The following is a 16,481-nucleotide window of genomic DNA, read 5'->3' on the forward strand; positions in this document are numbered from 1 at the left end:
GTACGTCAGTGGTTATCTAGGCACAGGCGCAGGGCGGCACAAGCGCGGATGCGGGGCAGGGCAGGAACAGTCCGTTTTCAGCCCACCAGCGCCCGTGCAATGCGCGCCGCTAGCCGCGCATTGTTCAGAACGAGGGCGATATTGGCCTCCAGCGACTGTCCCTCGGTTAATTCGAACAGGCGCTGCAACAGGAAGGGCGTGACAGCCTTGCCTGCGACGCCCTGCGCATCGGCCTCGGCTTGCGCCTGCGCGATCAGCGGCGCCAGCCTGTCTGCCGGGATCTCTGCCTCGGGCGGGATGGGGTTCGCCACCAGTTGCCCGCCGGGCAGGCCAAGGGTCCCCCGCATCCGGTGAGCCGCCGCGATCTCTTCGGGCGTGTCGAGGCGCAGCGGCGCGGCCAACCCGCTTTCCCGGCTCCAGAACGCGGGGAAGGCGTCTTGTCCGTGGGCGATGACCGGCACGCCTAGCGTCTCCAGCACTTCCAGCGTCTTGGGCAGGTCGAGGATCGCCTTCGCCCCGGCGGCAACCACCGTCACGGGGGTCTGCGCCAGTTCCTGCAAATCGGCGGAGATGTCGAAGCTGTCCTCCGCGCCCTTGTGAACCCCGCCGATCCCGCCCGTGGCGAAAACCGCGATCCCGGCGCGCGCGGCGCAGATCATCGTCGCGGCCACGGTCGTGGCGCCCACGCCACCTTGCGCGAGGCAGACCGCAAGATCCGCCCGGCTGAGCTTGGCCACGCCCTTGGCCTGGGCCAGCGCGTCCAGCTCTGCGTCCGACAGGCCCACCCGAATGCGCCCGCCCATCACGGCGATGGTGGCGGGCACGGCGCCGCTGGCCCGCACCTCGGCTTCGACGCGCCGGGCGGTTTCGAGGTTCTGCGGATAAGGCATGCCATGGGTGATGATCGTGGATTCCAGCGCCACGACCGCTCGCCCCTCCGCCTGTGCGGCGGCCACCTCATCCGATCGTACGATCACGTCATCCATGGTCTTCTCCAGCGACATAGGCGGCGGCGGCCAGCACCGCCTGGTTCAATGCGTCCTCGCGGCTTGCCCCGCGCAGTTCCGCTGCAATATGGGCGGCCATGAAGGTGTCGCCCGCGCCGGTGACCCGCCGCGCCTCGATCCGGGGTGGCGTGCACAGGCGGCAACCCGCGTCATCTGCACAGGCGGCGGCGTCACCGCCCTCGGTCACCAGGGCCCGGTGCGCACCGGCTGCAACCAGGGCCTCGGCCGCGGCTTGCGCCCCGGCATGGACCGTGCCGGTCAGCAGCCCGGCCTCTTCCAGGTTCACGTAAAGCGTCGCGCGCGGATGGCCGATCAGCGGGCGCAAGCGTTCCGCCTTGCCGGGCGAAGCCGGGGCAAGACGCAGATCGGAGGCGGCGAAGACCGGGCTTTCGGCGATCTCGGCCAGAAGGTCCTCGGTCAGGTTCCCGTCCACCGCGACCGGCCCGGACCAGGGCGCCTCGGGGGCGCCAAGGCGTCCATCCCAAAGCGGCACGAGGATGCACGCCCCCGCGGCTTCCAGCGAGTGGGCATCGGCAATCGCCGCGATCAGGTTGCCCTGCGCCTCGATCGCCATGTAGCGATCCGTCGGCAAGTCCGGATCGACCAGCATATGCTGGGTCATCAGCCCCATGCGCCCGCAGGCCGACATCAGGTCCCGCCCCTCGGGGTCGTCGCCCACGACCGAGATCAGCGCGGGCGTCAGGTCGAAGCGCCGCAGCGTCATCGCGATGTTCAGCGCCACACCACCCGGCAGGCGCGTGATGCGGCCGGGCTTGTCGTTGCCCGCCACCATCGGCAGGTCGCTCCGGCCGATCACGTCCCACAGGACGGAGCCGATGCACAGGATATCAGGACGGGCACTCATGCGCGCCGTGGTAACCGCACACCCCGCACAGGTCCATCGCGAAACGAAACCCTCTTCATCTTGGCCAAAAAACCTCCGGGGGACGCGCCGAAGGCGCGGGGGGCAGAGCCCCCGCACCCGCCCGCCAAGCCGCGCAAAGGGGCAGGGGGGTTGCCATTCCCCGCCAAACCCCCTAAAGGCGCGCTCATCACTCAGGCGAAGGCGGGCCTGCGGGGGAGACATCCCCGTGCGTCCACCGGTTGGGGCATCCGCCCCTGATCCTTCGCCCCAGGCGCAAACCGGAAAGGACCAAGGACATGGCGCTTCCTGATTTCTCTTTGCGTCAGCTGCTTGAAGCTGGCGTTCACTTCGGCCACCAGACCCAACGCTGGAACCCGCGCATGGCGCCGTATATCTACGGTGACCGCAACGGCATCCACATTCTGGACCTCACCCAGACCGTCGAGTTGCTGGACCAGGCGCTCAACGTCGTGCGCGAAACCGTCGCCAAGGGCGGCCGCATCCTCTTCGTCGGCACCAAGCGCCAGGCGCAGAAGCCCGTCGCCGAAGCCGCCGAGCGTTGCGCGCAGTACTACATGAACCACCGTTGGCTGGGCGGCACGCTCACCAACTGGAAGACGGTGTCGAACTCGATCCAGCGTCTGAAGCAGATCGACGAGCAGATGGAACAGGGCCTCGAAGGCCTGACCAAGAAGGAACGCCTTGGCATGGAGCGTGACCAGGTCAAGCTGCAGGCCTCGCTCGGCGGGATCCGCGAAATGGGCGGTCTGCCCGACCTGCTGTTCGTGATCGACGTCAACAAGGAAGACCTGGCCATCGCCGAAGCCAAGAAGCTGGGCATCCCGGTCGTCGCCGTCGTCGACACCAACTGCTCGCCCGAGGGTGTGGATTACATCATCCCCGGCAACGACGACGCGGCGCGCGCCATCGCGCTCTACTGCGACCTGATCAGCCGCGCGGCGCTGGACGGCATGAGCGCCCAGCTGGAAACCGCCGGTGTCGATCTCGGCGCGCTGGAAGAAGGCAGCGTCGAAGAAGCGCTGGCCGAAGACGCCGCCGCCGCAGAGGCTCCGGCCAAGGAAACCGCCGGCTCCTGAGCCGCCGTCACATCCCTGACACGCGGGCCGGGGTAGAACCCGGCCCGACCACCGTTTCAATCCAGGAGATCAGACCATGGCGATTACCGCTGCAATGGTGAAGGAACTGCGCGAAGCAACCGGCGCAGGCATGATGGACGCCAAGAAGGCGCTGACCGAAAACGATGGCGACATGGAAGCTGCAACCGACTGGCTGCGCACCAAGGGTCTCGCCAAGGCCGCCAAGAAATCGGGCCGCACCGCGGCCGAGGGCCTCGTGGCTGTCGCGACCGATGGCGGCGCCGCCGTGGCCGTCGAAGTGAACGCCGAGACCGATTTCGTCGCCAAGAACGCCGAGTTCCAGTCGATGGTGGCCGATATCGCGCAGGCCGCGCTCAAGGCCGATGACATCGATGCGCTTAAAGCGGCCGACCTGGGCGGCAAGACGGTCGAGGAAACCCTCACCGACAAGATCGCCAAGATCGGCGAGAACATGAGCGTGCGCCGCATGGCCAAGATCTCGGGCGACAAGGTGGTGTCCTACATCCACAACGCCGCCGGCGAGGGCATGGGCAAGATCGGCGTTCTGGTCGCCTTCTCGGGCGACGACGAAGCCTTTGCCCGCCAGGTCGCGATGCACGTCGCCGCCGTGAACCCGGCCGCCCTGAACGAGGATGAACTCGACCAGGCCATCGTCGACAAGGAGCGCCAGGTTCAGATCGACATCGCGCGCGAATCGGGCAAGCCCGAGCAGGTCATCGAGAAGATGATCGAAGGCCGCATGAAGAAGTTCCTCGCCGAGGTCACCCTCGTGAACCAGGCCTTCGTGGTGAACCCCGACCTGACCGTCGGCGCCGCCGCGAAAGAAGCCGGTGTTTCGCTGTCGGGCTTCATCCGCCTCGAAGTCGGTGAAGGCATCGAGAAGAAAGAAGAAAACTTCGCGGAAGAAGTGGCCAAGGCCGCTCAGGGCTGATCGTCCGAACGCAAAGACTTGGAAACGGGGCAGGGGTCAAACCCTGCCCTTTTTCTTTGGGGCGCAGCGTGGGGAAAGGGTGGGCCCGGCGCAGGGTCTGGGGACAGCGCGCCGGGCCCGAAAGACGAGCGCGCTACCGGTGGCAATACAACCGGCAGCGCGTTCGCAACCCGACGCGGGACAGCCTCGGGACTGAACTTCGGAACGGGACTATGCCGCCCCCGTAAGCTCAATGTTCCAGGCAAAATTGCCTTCACTCGCGGAACAGGGGTGACCTTGCGTCAGAACCGGAGATATCGAAAGTCAGGGAATCCTTACCCTTTGATATTCTGGTCGAAAGACTCCGCGCAACGGGCTGAATTCTCCACAGGAAAATTCAACCCGCCATAGGGCAGGGTGGTCGTCAGCGCCGCCGGGCAATGGTGCCCGGCATTTTCGGCGGGCTGGAATCGCCGCCTGCGCCATCCAGCCGGAAGATCTGGTTGAGGATCGAGGCCTTGCGTACCGCCTGCGCCGTCGTCTCGACCCCAAGGGCATCACGCGCGCCGCGCAGGTGCTTTTCCACGGTCGCCACGTTGCGCTCCAGCAAGAGGGCGATGTCCTGCATCGTCTTGCCATCGGCGACCAGTTCCAGCACCTCGGACTGCCGCGGTGTCAAAAGACGCTGTTGCCCCGTGGCCGGCAGTTGCAGGATACACAGGTGCGCGACGTTGTTGATGATCTCGATTTCGACGCCATGCTCGGCCCAGATCGCATCCGCATCCGCTTGCGTCATGCCTTTCTTGACCGCCATGCCGATCCCGGCGTTCGCGTTCTTGATCGCCATCGGAAAACTGATCGTGTAGCCAGCAACAATGCCGTGGCGCTCGTTCAGCGCGCGCATCGCTTTCTCGCCCTCGGTCAGGGACTGGTCTTGCATCTGTTCATAGACCTGCGCCCATGACGCGACGCCGACATTCTCGATGGCCCACCGCATCATGATGCCGTCCCGGAACATGCCGCCGTCGACATAGGCCTCGACGTAGTCCGTGGGCATGGTCGTCAGCAGCAGGGCATCTTCGGGATTGTCGTAGAGGCCGGCACCGCGAAACGCGTTGAACGCGTAGAACAGCCGGTCGAATCCGAATTCTGCCATGACGTTGCTGTGATGCGCCCAAAGGTCGTCGACCGTGGTCATTTCGAGGTAAGGGCGCAGCCGTTTCATGTTCAAGTCCTGCCGAGATACTGGTGAAGCGCATCAAGGGCGAGCGGGTAGCCAGCGGCGCCAAAGCCCTGGATCACGCCGATACAGACCGGCGCGATAAGCGAGACATGCCGGAACGCCTCGCGCGCATGCGTGTTGGAGAGGTGCAGCTCGATCACAGAAAGCTCCGCCGCCGATATGGCATCGCGCAGCGCGACCGAGGTATGAGTGTAGGCGCCGGCGTTCAGAACCACGCCATCGGCTTTGCCACGCGCGTCGTGCAGAAGATCGACAAGGCTGCCTTCGTGGTTCGACTGCGCGAAATCGAGGGTCGCGCCGAGCGTCGCGGCCTTGGCGCGACAAGCGGCTTCGATATCGGCCAAAGTGTGCGAGCCGTAGATCGCGGGCTCCCGCGTGCCAAGGAGATTCAGGTTAGGCCCGTTCAGAACGAGGTAATGCATGAGTTATTTCGCTGTCCCTTTGATCTTGCAGTATAATCACGGCTGACGCCGCGTCGATAGCAGAAACGGAGCACCGGCGCGGGGCGCGTCATGGCCGCGGGAGGCGGGCGTAATATCGTTTCAGGAAAAGGACTTGGGCCGCGCAGCTCAGGAAATGCATGCGCAGCCTCGCCAATTCGGCCCATGCGTAATATTTACATAATCATGATTATCGGCCCAATGGATTGGCCCGTGGCTATGGCCAATCTTCGGTCTATCCCAGCGCGTACCCCGCGCCGCGTACCGTGCGGATCGGATCGCCGGCTGCATCTGCCCGCAGCGCCTTGCGCAGACGTCCGACATGAACGTCCACCGTGCGGCTGTCGACATAGATGTCGCGGCCCCACACACGGTCGAGGAGTTGCTCGCGGCTCCAGACGCGACCGGGCCGTTCCATGAACGCGGTCAGCAGCCGGAACTCGGTTGGTCCGAGGCTGAGCGCATCCCCTCCCCTGTAGACCCGGTGTTCGGTCATATCGAGGACGATATCCTCGTATTCCAACCGTTCACCCACGGCGGCCGGACGGATGCGGCGCAACTGCGTGCGTAGCCGCGCCAGCAATTCGGCGACGGAATACGGCTTGGTCACATAGTCATCCGCCCCGATCTCGAGCCCGCGAACGCGGTCGGTCTCCTCGGACCGCGCCGAGAGCATGATGATCGGGATACCGGCCGTGTCGGCCCCCATCTTGAGCTGGCGGCACACCTCGATGCCCGAGACGTTGGGCAGCATCCAGTCGAGGATGATGACATCGGGCGGCGTTTCGCGCACCACGGTCAGGGCTTCGTCCCCGGCCTCGGCCGTCAGCACGTCATAGCCTTCGGCGCGTATGTTATAGGCCAGAACCTCGCGCTGCGCGGGTTCGTCCTCAACGACCAGAACGGTGGGTTCGCCAGCCATCGTTGTCTCTCCTACCCTGGGCCCAAGGGCCTGTTAAGCCATCGGCACCGCGTTGGCCTTGGGCCGTTCATCGTCGGGCAACTCGCCGGTCACCAGATACATCACCTGCTCGGCGATCGAGGTCGCGTGGTCGCCCATGCGCTCGATGTTCTTGGCCATGAAATGCAGGTGCATGCAGGTGGTGATGTTGCGCGGATCTTCCATCATGAAGGTCAGGTATTCGCGAAACAGAGCGGAATACATCTGGTCGACCTCGATATCGCGCTCGCGCACGTCCTGCGCCTTGTCGGCGTCCTGCTGGATATAGGCATCCAGCACGTCCTTGAGCATCAACTCGACCTGGCGCGCCATGCGCCGCAGCGAGGCGCCGGTGCCTTCGACCGGCGGATGCTCGATGATCGCCTCGGAGCGTTTCGCGATATTCTTGGCGTAATCGCCGATCCGTTCGAGGTTGTTGGAGATGCGGAAGACCGTCAGCACGGTGCGCAGATCGCGCGCGATGGGCTGGCGGCGGGCGATGATGTTCGCCGCTTCCTCGTTGATCGTCTGGTCCAGCACGTCGATGGCGGCATCTCCGGCCCGCACCTTCTGCGCCAGTTCGACATCGCGCGTGTCGAGCGCCTTGGCCGCGTCCGAGATCGCTTCCTCGACCAAGCCGCCCATCCGCATGATGAGGCCTTGAATCCCTTCGAGATCACGGTCGAAGGAGCTGACGATATGTTCTGAAGTCGGCATGTCTGATCGCCCTGCCCTTGTGAATTACCCGATGCGCCCGGTGATGTAGCTTTCGGTGCGCGGGTCCTCGGGATTGCTGAAAATCTTGGTCGTGTCGTCGAACTCGACAAGGTTGCCAAGGTGGAAGAACGCGGTCTTCTGGCTGACGCGCGCGGCCTGCTGCATGGAGTGGGTCACGATCACCACCGAGAAGTTCTCGCGCAGCTCGTCGATCAATTCCTCGACCTGGGCCGTGGCGATCGGGTCGAGCGCGGAACACGGCTCGTCCATCAACAGAACCTCGGGGTTCGTGGCGACGGCGCGCGCGATGCAAAGGCGCTGCTGCTGGCCGCCCGACAGGCCCGTGCCCGGCTCGTCAAGACGGTCCTTCGCCTCGTCCCAGAGGGCGGCACGGCGCAGCGACTTCTCGACGATCTCGTCCAGCTCGCCTTTCGACCTGGCCAAGCCGTGGATCTTGGGGCCATAGGCGACATTGTCATAGATCGACTTGGGGAACGGGTTGGGCTTCTGGAACACCATGCCCACCTTGGCGCGCAACTGCACCGGATCGACGCGCTTGTCATAGATATCCTCGCCATCGAGCAGGATGTCGCCTTCGACGCGGGCGACGTCAATCGTGTCGTTCATCCGGTTCAGGCAGCGCAGAAAGGTGGATTTGCCGCAGCCCGACGGGCCGATGAAGGCGGTCACCGTCTTGTCGTTGATATCGACATCCACGTCCTTGATGGCATGGTTGTCGCCGTAAAAGACCTGCACATGGCGCGCCGAGATCTTGATGTCTTCGCTGCCGACGCTGTTGCGGGTCATCAGCATGTCGTTCATGTCCGTATCCTCCATGGGATTACCACCTCCGCTCGAACCGGCGCCGAAGAATGATCGCGATGAAGTTCAACGCAAATAGCAGGAGCAGCATCACGATGATAGCCGCCTGGGCCAGGCCTTCGCGCACGGGGGCGTCTTCGTTCTGGGCAAAGAGATAGACCACCGTCGGCATCGACTGCGCCTGTTCCAGCAGACCGCCCGAGAAGGGCGAGGACAGGATGTCGGCCCCGGTCGAGACCGACAGGCCGATCAGCAGAAGCGGCGCGGTTTCGCCAAGGGCCTGCGCGATGCCGATGATCGTCCCGGTCAGGATGCCGGGCGCGGCGAGCGGCAGGACGTGGTGGAACACCGTCTGCACCTTGGACGCCCCGATCCCGAGCGCGGCATCGCGGATCGAGGGCGGCACCGCTTTCAGCGCGGCGCGGGTGGCGATCACGATGGTGGGCAGCGTCATCAGCGACAGGACCAGCCCGCCGAGCAACGCCGTCCCCCGGATCGAGTTTCCGAACCCCAGTTCCGTCAGCGTGAACAGCATCGCCGCGCCAAGGATACCGAACACGATGGAGGGCACGGCCGCGAGGTTGGCGATATTGATCTCGATGAAATCGGTGATCTTGTTCTTGGGCGCGAACTCTTCAAGGTAGATCGACGCGGCCACCCCGAAGATCAGCGAGAAGACCAGCACCACCAGCATCATGTAGGCCGAGCCCATCAGCGCCGGGCCGATCCCCGCCACCTCGCCATTCTGCGAATAGACATTGGTGAAGAAGCTCCAGCGGAAATTGCGGTCGATGATGCCCGCCTCCACCATCTCGTCCACGATGGCGAGTTGCGCCTCGTTGAAGCCGGGCGGCATGTTCGCCTGCCCCTCGCCCGACAATTCACCCGACAGGTAGCGCGTCACCGAGATGTCGATCGGAACACCCTCTTGCGCGGTTTCGCCGACGAGGTCGGGGTTGGCGACAAGGCGGTCGCGCACGTCGCGCCGGTTCGCGGCATAGATGATGGCCGACAGGTCGCCATCATCGAACTGGTCGGGCTGGCGCAGGAAACCGGCGGCGTCGAACAGCGCCTGCTGGTAGCCGGTCGCGGTCAAGGCATCGGCGGCGTCACTGAGCGCCCCCTGCCCTGCGGTTGCGGCAATCTCGGCGAGGGTCGCGGCGGCCTCGGCGAACCCGGCCTCGGCCAGCGCCGTGCTCGCGGTCTCCAGGGCCTCGACCGCGGCGGCCTGATCGTCGCCGCCAAGGGCGCTGGCCGCGGCCCGCAGGGTGTTGCCGGTCTGACCCAAAAGGCGCGCGCCGTCGGACGGGGCCCCTGCCCCGGCGATGATCTCAGCGCCACCCGACAGGCCAACGGTGTTCAGGCGTTCGACCGCTTCCTCGATCCACCTGTCGGCGACGACCTGCGCCACGTCGATCCCGGCGCTGTCCAGCGTGCGCTTTAGCGAAATGAGGAAAATGCCGCGTTCAAACCCGGAACGCAGGCTGACATCCCCGATCTCTTCCGGCGTCACGGGCCCGCCATCGGGGTTCAGGATCTCGGGGTCGTAATAGATCTCGATCTCGGCCTGGTACTGGAACAGCGCCGGGATGCCGCGCGAAAAGATCGACCACAGCAGAACGGCGAGGAAGAACAGCACCAGCGTGATGGCAGCCACCCCGAGGTAGCGCAGCGCGGCCCCCTTGCGATGGCGCTGCTTGACCTGCGCCGACCGCTCGTAGAGCGAGACGCGGGCGGCCGGGGGGATCGGCGCGTCGAAACCAGTTGCGTCGGTCATTAGTCGTACTGCTCCCGGTATTTGGCGACCATGCGCTGTGCCAGAAGGTTCAGACCCAGCGTGATGAAGAAGAGGGTGAAGGCCAGCGCGAAAACCGCCAGCACGTCGATGGAGTCAAAGCCCGACCCTTCGCCGGTCAGAACCGCGACGATGCGCGTCGTCACAGTGACCACCGCGCCGAAGGGGTTCGGCTCCAGCCCCGTGACGTTCGACAGCGCACCGGCGGCCAGAACCACGATCATCGTCTCGCCGATGGCGCGCGAGGCGGCGAGGACGATGGCCCCCACGATCCCCGGCAGGGCGGCGGGCAGGATCACCTGCAAGACGGTTTCGGACGGCGTGGCACCCAGCCCGAGCGAGCCATCGCGCATCGCCTGCGGCACGGCGTTGATGACGTCATCCGAAAGCGACGACACGAAGGGCACCAGCATCATGCCCATCACCGTTCCGGCGGTGACGACCGACACCGTGTTCGGCATGACGGTGGAGCCGACAACCGCCTGCAGGAACGGGCCGATCGTGACCAGCGCGAAGATGCCGTAAACGATGGTCGGCACCCCGGCGAGGATCTCGAGCGCCGGTTTGACCCAGGCGCGTACCCGCTTGGAGGCGAATTCCGACAGGTAGATCGCGGCGAACAGGCCCAAGGGTACGGAAACCAGCAGCGCGACAAGGGCGATGTAGAGCGTGCCCCAGATCAGCGGCAGGAAGCCGAGCGCGGATTCGTATTCGCCATCATGCCCCTCGGGCACGCCCGCCACGTCGCCTGCCGGCGCCCATTCGAGGCCGAAGAGGAAGTTGAAGAACCCGTATTCGCGGAAGAAGGTCAGCGAGGGCGCGGTCAGTGCGTAAAGGATCGCGACGGTGGTCAGGATCGCCATGGTCGACGCGAAGACCAGGAACCCGCGCGCCCAGCCTTCGACGGCGATGCGGGCGCGGAAGTCGCGCTTGATCAGCGCCAGCGACAGCGCGAACCCGATCACGGAGAGGGCAATCGCCAGGGCGGGGCCGGTCACGGCCAGACCCCGGTTGAAGCTGCGCAGGCTCAGCGCATGGGTCAGCGCGCCTTGCGTGACGGAGGAGCCAACCACCTGCCCATCGGCGCGCAGGCGTTCCTGCAACGGGGCCAGATCGGCACGCCAGTTTTCGACCTCGGCCTCGGTCGCGTTTCCGTTGGCGATGTAGCCGTCGATGGCGACGGCAAGGCTTTTGACATTCGCGATGAACAGGTCGCGCCGCCCCTCGATGCGGATCTCGATTTCGCGGTCGGACAGCCCCTCGCGCTGGTCCAGCGGCAGGCGCAGCTCAGGTTGATCCTCGGGCACGATCGCTTCGACATAGATGTTCGACGCCAGCCCCGAGAAGAAGCTCCAGAAAATGATCAGCACGAAGGCCGGCGCGGCGGTCGCCAGCGCCACGTGCCAGCCATGCTGCTTGGGCAGGGAATGAAGCGAGGATTGGTCACTGCCCGCCGCGCGGATGGCGCGCTTTCGCCCAAGAACGAACCCCGCGGCCGCGAGGATGAACACGATCAGCAGAGCGGTCGGCAGGGTGAGAAGAGCGGACATGCTGGGCCTTTTGGACTGGGCGAGCCGTGGGTCGTTCTGGCGGAAACGGGCGGCCGCACCGGGCCGCCCGCACCGTTGGGTTCAGGCGTTGGCCTTACTGGCCGAGCGCGGCAACCATTTCCTGGGTCGCGGCCAGTTCCGGATCGGGCACGAGGCCATATTCGGAGAGCGGGCCGCCGGGGCCGGCGATCTCGTCGGAGATGAAGAACTCGACATATTCCAGCAGGCCGGGGATGACGCCGATATGCTCCTGCTTGACGTAGAACTGCAGCGGGCGCGACACCGGGTATTCGCCCGAGGCGATGGTCTCGGTCGAGGGCGTGATGCCCGACATGGTGGCAACCTGCAGACGGTCGGTGTTGTTCTCGTAGAACGACAGGCCGAAGACGCCGATGCCGGTGGGCGTGGAGTCGAGGTTGGCCAGCGTCTGGGTGTAGTCGCCTTCGATGTCGACCGAGGCACCATCGGTGCGGATGGCCAGGCAGGCCTCTTCGGCGGCATCTTCGTCCATGCCCATTTCGACCATCGCGTCGAACGCGCCGGTGGCTTCACAGCCGGCCAGGATCACGTTCTCTTCGAAGACTTCGCGGGTGCCGTGGTTGGTGCCGGGGATGAAGGCGTTGATGGCCTGGTCCGGCAGATCGCCGTTGACGTCGGCCCACGAGCTGTTGGGGTTGGCGACCATTTCGCCGTCCATCGGGATCTCGGCGGCCAGCGCCATGTACCAGTCGGCCGGGGTGAAGGCGAAGGACGGGCCGTTGATGTCCGAGGCGAACACGATGCCGTCATAGCCGAAGCGCACTTCGATCGGGGTCACGCCGTTGGCGGCGCAGACCTCGGCCTCGGAGTCCTTCATCAGGCTCGACGAGTTGGCGATGTCGATGGTGCCTTCGCCCACGCCTTCGCAAAGCAGGCGACGGCCGGTCGACGATCCGCCGCCTTCGACGACGGGGGTGGCGAAATCGGTCTCGGCGCCGAAGGCTTCGGCAACGATGTTGGCATAGGGCAGAACGGTGGACGAACCAGCGATCTGAACGTTGTCACGACCCTGTGCAACGGCGGCGGTGGCGGACACGGCGGCCACGGCCAGAGCCGAGACAGAAAGTTTGACGAGCGACATGAATGACTCTCCTAGGTTTTCAGACATCGCGAACGCGCAGTCTGTTTTTGCGCGCGCTCAGCGGCGACCTATCGGCCTGGCACAACGCTTCTGTGACAGTTGCGTAACAGTTTTATGACAGCGACCCTTGCCGCTGCGTCAGTTGTCATCCGGGCCTTGGGTTTCGCCCGCGACCTGCTGCCACAGCACATGGGACAGGGGCCTCAAACAGCGGGAAAAATCGCGCTGAAGGTGCTGCCCTGCCCCGCCACCGAACTGATCCGCAGCCGGCCGCGATGGCGGTTCACGATATGCTTCACGATGGCCAGCCCGAGGCCCGTTCCCCCCATCTCGCGCGAGCGGTGGGTGTCGATGCGGTAGAATCGCTCGGTGAGTCGCGGAATGTGACGCGCCTCGATCCCTTCGCCGCGGTCGATCACGTCCACGCGCAGGACCGTTCCCTTCATCGAGCCGCTGCCCGCCTCGGCCACGAGGCGCAATGTCACCGGCTTGTTCGGCCCCCCGTATTTCAGCGCGTTTTCGGCGAGGTTCAGGAACACCTGCATCAACTGGTCCCGGTCGCCCTGGATCACCGTGCGCTGCCCATCGGGAACGTGGCGCTCGATCTCCAGCGTATTGCCGGAGTCCTGCGCCGCGGGGCGCAACGCGGCCACCACCCCGTCCAGCACGGCGGAAAGATCGACCTCGTCCGACGGGCGCATGCGTTCCTGGCTTTCCACGCGGCTGAGCGACAGCAGGTCCGAGACCAGCCGGTTCATCCGCCGCGCCTCGGCCTCCATGATTCCCAGGAACCGGTCCTGCGCCGCCGGGTCGCTCCGCGCCGGGCCACGCAGCGTTTCGATGAACCCCATCACGGCGGTGAGCGGCGTGCGCAACTCGTGGCTGACATTGGCGACGAAATCGCGGCGCATCTCCTCGGCCTCGCGCAGATGGGTGATGTCGGTGAAATGCAGCAGAACGGGCACCCGGTTCGCGCGCAGCGACCGATCCGGTCCGACGGGCAAGGGCGTGATGCGCACGCGGAACTGCGTCACGCCAGCGGTGTCGGGCAACTCGAAGCGGGATTCCCCGCCCTTTTCTCCCGATTGGGCCGCCTCGATCCGGCCCAGAAGGCCCGGCTGCCGCAGCACCGTGGCGTAGTTGCGCCCCGTGATCCAATCCCCGAACAACTGGCAGGCCGCGAGGTTGGTCACCGCCACCGTCCCCGTCGCGTCGAGGTAAAGCATCGGTTCTGGCACGGCGCCAAGCACCGATTCGAGCAGGTCGTTCAGCGGCGTGTCACTCATGCGGGAGGTCCGATGCTGGAAAACGGCGGGGCACGTCAGCCTTCAGTAGGGCCGAATCCCGCGCGTATTCAACCACGCGTCAGCGACGCTCGCCGCAGGGTGGCAGGATCTTGACACATGATCGCGGTTAGCGCGAGTAAAGCTCTGAAATTCTGCTGGAACAGGGCGCGCAGCCGCGAAGAAAACTTCCTATCAAACGAAAGTATTGTTAGACTCAACAGCGTCGCGCGGACCCGCTCGCCGCCGCGGAACCGGGGCCGCGCGGTGCCAGGCACCATGCAGGGACAGCCGTTTACCGGTTGAACGAGTATGAGAGACACAGGCCAGAAGCCCGGTCCCAGATCCACGCAACGCGACGCCCATGCCAGCGATGTGCAGGGTTGCCGCGTGCTGGCCGTGGCGCTCGCCTCGGACGTGCTGGACCTGCTGCCGCGCAACGTGCTCGAACCCCATTCCTACATCGCCCGCGCGTCTTACGACGAGCTCGACTCGATGCATTTCTCGGGCCCGGATGCGCCGGCGCTGGTGCTGTCGCCGCTTCTGACGCCGTTTTTCGATGCCATCGACCTTGCCCGATACCTCAGCCAGCGCGCCTATCGCGGGCGCTACCTTGCTCTGGTCGAAAAACTGCCCTCGGCCAACCTCATCCGGCGCGAGGTCGAGGCGCAGTCGCCCGACCTGAATTTCGACGTGGTGGTGCTGGATGGCTCCACCCCGTTGCACTCTCTGTGATCCGCGCAACCGTCCTTCTGCTGCTGGCGGCCCTGCCCGCGACCGCCCAGGAAAATTTCACCGACCGCATCGCCGGGCGCTATGCCGGCGGCATCGGCCTGCCCCAAGGCAGCCCCTGTCCGCCTGCCGCCCCGGAAGGCGGCCGCCCCGTCGGCTTCGAGGGCGAGACCTATTACGGAGCGAATTTCACCTGCCGCTTCCACACCGCAACCCCGGTGCGCGGCATGGACGCGATCCTCTACGATGTCAGTTGCACCGGCGAGACGGGCACACCCTATGATGCCGGGCGCACGATGCTGATGCCCACCGAGGAGGGGCTATGGTTCATACAGGACGGAAGGATGCAATTTTGGCCCCGCTGCACCGATTGACCCTTGCCCTGGCGCTCTGCGCCACGCCGCTTGCCGCGCAGGAGGATTTCCTGCCGCGCCTCGAAGGGTCCTACCTGCCCCCCGCCCCGGAGGCCGCGCGGTTCAGCTGCGACGGCCAATGGGGCCTGATCGGCGGGCGCCTCGGCATCCGCGACGGCCAGTTGATCGGGTTGGAGAACGCCTGCACGCTTACCGACCCGGTCGAGCTGCGCGGCATGGACGCGATGCTTTTCGACACGCAATGCGCCGGCGAAGGCGTCGAATACGATGGCGGGCGCGTGATGCTGATGGCGACCCGCGCAGGGATCGCCATCATACGCGATGGATCGGTCGTCGAGTGGACGCGCTGCCCGGATTAGACGGCGGCCAGCCCCTGCTCGAAATCCGAGATCAGCAGATCGATCTCCTCGATCCCGACCGAAACGCGGAAGAACCCGTCGCTCATGCCCAATTCCGCCCGCGCCTCGGAGGTCAGGGCGCGGTGGCTGGAGCTTGCCGGGTGGCTGAGCGTCGTGCCCACATCCCCCAGCGTCGGCGCGAAGGGCAGTTGCGGCGCGGCCTCGACCATGCGGTTCGCGGCGCGCTCGTCGCCCTCGATCTCGAAGCTGACCATGTTGCCGGTTCGCTCGCCCAACAGCGCCTTGGCGCGCGCGCGATCGGGGTGATCGTCCCGGCCCGGGTAAAGCACGCGTTTGACCTTGGGGTGCCCGGCCAGGAAATCGGCCAGCGCGGCGGCATTCGCCTCGGCCCGGTCATAGCGCAGCGGGAAGGTGTAAAGCCCCCGCTCGGCCAGCCAGCATTCATAGGGCGACGGCGTCAGCCCCGTGGTCACCGCGAAATCGTAGATCGCCTTTTGCAGCGCCGCGTCCTTGGCCACGACATATCCCAGCGTCACGTCGGAATGCCCGGCCAACAGCTTCGTCACCGAGTGAATCACGATATCCGCGCCATGCTCGAAGGGCCGCCAGGCGCGCGGCGTGGTGAAGGTGTTGTCCACGGCCAGAAGCACGCCCGCCTCGCGCGCGACCTTGGCGATGCCGTCCATGTCCGCCACCCGCAGGGTCGGGTTCGACACGACCTCGACCAGGATCATCTTGGTCTCGGGCCGGATCGCGGCGCGCACGGCCTCGGCATCGGTCGGGTCGGCCACGCTGGTCGCGATCCCGAAGCGGCCCAGGTCCTGGTGCATCAGCCGCAACGACCGGCCATAAAGCTGGTTGCCGCCCACCACATGGTCCCCGGCCCCCATCAGCCCCATCAGCGCCGCCGTCACCGCCGCCATGCCGGACCCGGTGACGATACCGCCCGTCGCGCCTTCCATGGCGTCGATCTTCTGCGCCAGAAGCGTCGCGTTCGGGTGGCCTTCGCGGGCGTAGGTGTAGCCCGTCTCGCGCCCCTCGTATTGCGCATGCAGCGTGTCGATGGACGGGGAGGCATAGACGACCGAGGGCTGGATCGGCGTGACCACGGGGCGGCTGACGCCCTCGGCCAGCGGCATCCGCCGCACAAGGGTTTCGGGCCGGATGTTACGGCGATCCTCGGTCATCTGGGGCCTCTCTCGGTTT

At 65.8% G+C, this 16,481-nt stretch carries 17 protein-coding genes; 5 read left to right on the top strand and 12 right to left on the bottom strand.

Translation table 11 applies throughout. The annotated features are described in order from the left end of the window. Positions 1 to 77: 77 nt before the first annotated feature. Together ABD923_RS05755 and ABD923_RS05760 are read right to left on the bottom strand one after the other, a co-directional pair. Positions 78 to 986, bottom strand: coding sequence for a pseudouridine-5'-phosphate glycosidase (locus ABD923_RS05755; RefSeq protein WP_259546177.1), 909 nt, complete (start codon positions 984 to 986; stop codon positions 78 to 80). Then, positions 979 to 1,872, bottom strand: coding sequence for a PfkB family carbohydrate kinase (locus ABD923_RS05760; protein WP_259546176.1), 894 nt, complete (start codon positions 1,870 to 1,872; stop codon positions 979 to 981). Before ABD923_RS05760 ends, ABD923_RS05755 begins: the two co-directional genes overlap by 8 nt. A 296-nt stretch (positions 1,873 to 2,168) precedes the next feature. Between ABD923_RS05760 and rpsB the strand changes: the two genes are divergently transcribed. Together rpsB and tsf are read left to right on the top strand one after the other, a co-directional pair. Continuing rightward, positions 2,169 to 2,969 (top strand): 30S ribosomal protein S2, encoded by an 801-nt coding sequence (rpsB, locus tag ABD923_RS05765; RefSeq protein WP_259546175.1) that lies wholly within the window; start codon positions 2,169 to 2,171, stop codon positions 2,967 to 2,969. Positions 2,970 to 3,045: 76 nt separating this feature from the next. Further along, complete coding sequence (tsf, locus tag ABD923_RS05770) at positions 3,046 to 3,921, top strand: translation elongation factor Ts (RefSeq protein WP_259546174.1); 876 nt, start codon at positions 3,046 to 3,048, stop codon at positions 3,919 to 3,921. A gap of 403 nt (positions 3,922 to 4,324) precedes the next feature. On the opposite strand, the gene ABD923_RS05775 is transcribed toward tsf, so the two are convergent. From ABD923_RS05775 to ABD923_RS05815, 9 genes are all read right to left on the bottom strand, one after another. Beyond that, entirely contained in the window at positions 4,325 to 5,125 is an 801-nt protein-coding gene (locus ABD923_RS05775; RefSeq protein ID WP_259546173.1) for a helix-turn-helix transcriptional regulator, read from the bottom strand. Between the two features lie 2 nt (positions 5,126 to 5,127). Beyond that, a complete protein-coding gene (gene aroQ, locus ABD923_RS05780; protein WP_259546172.1) occupies positions 5,128 to 5,565 on the bottom strand; it encodes a type II 3-dehydroquinate dehydratase in 438 nt (145 codons plus the stop codon). 253 nt (positions 5,566 to 5,818) lie between these two features. Then, positions 5,819 to 6,505 (bottom strand): phosphate regulon transcriptional regulator PhoB, encoded by a 687-nt coding sequence (gene phoB / locus ABD923_RS05785; protein WP_259546171.1) that lies wholly within the window; start codon positions 6,503 to 6,505, stop codon positions 5,819 to 5,821. A gap of 33 nt (positions 6,506 to 6,538) precedes the next feature. Beyond that, a complete protein-coding gene (gene phoU, locus ABD923_RS05790) occupies positions 6,539 to 7,240 on the bottom strand; it encodes a phosphate signaling complex protein PhoU (protein WP_259546170.1) in 702 nt (233 codons plus the stop codon). Between the two features lie 24 nt (positions 7,241 to 7,264). Next, positions 7,265 to 8,062 (bottom strand): phosphate ABC transporter ATP-binding protein PstB, encoded by a 798-nt coding sequence (gene pstB / locus ABD923_RS05795; protein ID WP_259547396.1) that lies wholly within the window; start codon positions 8,060 to 8,062, stop codon positions 7,265 to 7,267. A 19-nt stretch (positions 8,063 to 8,081) separates the two neighbouring features. After that, complete coding sequence (gene pstA / locus ABD923_RS05800) at positions 8,082 to 9,839, bottom strand: phosphate ABC transporter permease PstA (RefSeq protein WP_259546169.1); 1,758 nt, start codon at positions 9,837 to 9,839, stop codon at positions 8,082 to 8,084. Continuing rightward, complete coding sequence (gene pstC, locus ABD923_RS05805) at positions 9,839 to 11,407, bottom strand: phosphate ABC transporter permease subunit PstC (RefSeq protein ID WP_259546168.1); 1,569 nt, start codon at positions 11,405 to 11,407, stop codon at positions 9,839 to 9,841. Before pstC ends, pstA begins: the two co-directional genes overlap by 1 nt. Positions 11,408 to 11,501: 94 nt before the next feature. Further along, a complete protein-coding gene (locus ABD923_RS05810; protein ID WP_259546166.1) occupies positions 11,502 to 12,527 on the bottom strand; it encodes a PstS family phosphate ABC transporter substrate-binding protein in 1,026 nt (341 codons plus the stop codon). Between the two features lie 203 nt (positions 12,528 to 12,730). Further along, positions 12,731 to 13,813, bottom strand: coding sequence for an ATP-binding protein (locus ABD923_RS05815; RefSeq protein WP_222187362.1), 1,083 nt, complete (start codon positions 13,811 to 13,813; stop codon positions 12,731 to 12,733). 309 nt (positions 13,814 to 14,122) lie between these two features. On the opposite strand from ABD923_RS05815, the gene ABD923_RS05820 reads away from it, so the two are divergent. Genes ABD923_RS05820 through ABD923_RS05830 form a run of 3 tightly spaced genes read left to right on the top strand, consistent with a single transcriptional unit; the run spans position 14,123 to position 15,275 of the window. Next, on the top strand, positions 14,123 to 14,545 hold the full coding sequence (locus tag ABD923_RS05820) for a hypothetical protein (RefSeq protein ID WP_259546165.1): 423 nt from the start codon (positions 14,123 to 14,125) through the stop codon (positions 14,543 to 14,545). Then, positions 14,542 to 14,916 carry a hypothetical protein gene (locus tag ABD923_RS05825; RefSeq protein ID WP_259546164.1) on the top strand — a complete coding sequence of 125 codons (375 nt, stop codon included), beginning with the start codon at positions 14,542 to 14,544 and terminating at the stop codon, positions 14,914 to 14,916. Before ABD923_RS05820 ends, ABD923_RS05825 begins: the two co-directional genes overlap by 4 nt. Continuing rightward, entirely contained in the window at positions 14,913 to 15,275 is a 363-nt protein-coding gene (locus tag ABD923_RS05830; RefSeq protein WP_345229433.1) for a hypothetical protein, read from the top strand. Before ABD923_RS05825 ends, ABD923_RS05830 begins: the two co-directional genes overlap by 4 nt. On the opposite strand, the gene ABD923_RS05835 is transcribed toward ABD923_RS05830, so the two are convergent. Continuing rightward, complete coding sequence (locus tag ABD923_RS05835) at positions 15,272 to 16,462, bottom strand: trans-sulfuration enzyme family protein (RefSeq protein WP_259546162.1); 1,191 nt, start codon at positions 16,460 to 16,462, stop codon at positions 15,272 to 15,274. The two genes, ABD923_RS05830 and ABD923_RS05835, sit on opposite strands and share 4 nt — an antisense overlap. Positions 16,463 to 16,481: the final 19 nt, after the last annotated feature.

The sequence above is a fragment of the [Roseibacterium] beibuensis genome (assembly GCF_039542305.1).
Lineage (GTDB): Bacteria > Pseudomonadota > Alphaproteobacteria > Rhodobacterales > Rhodobacteraceae > Roseibacterium > Roseibacterium beibuensis.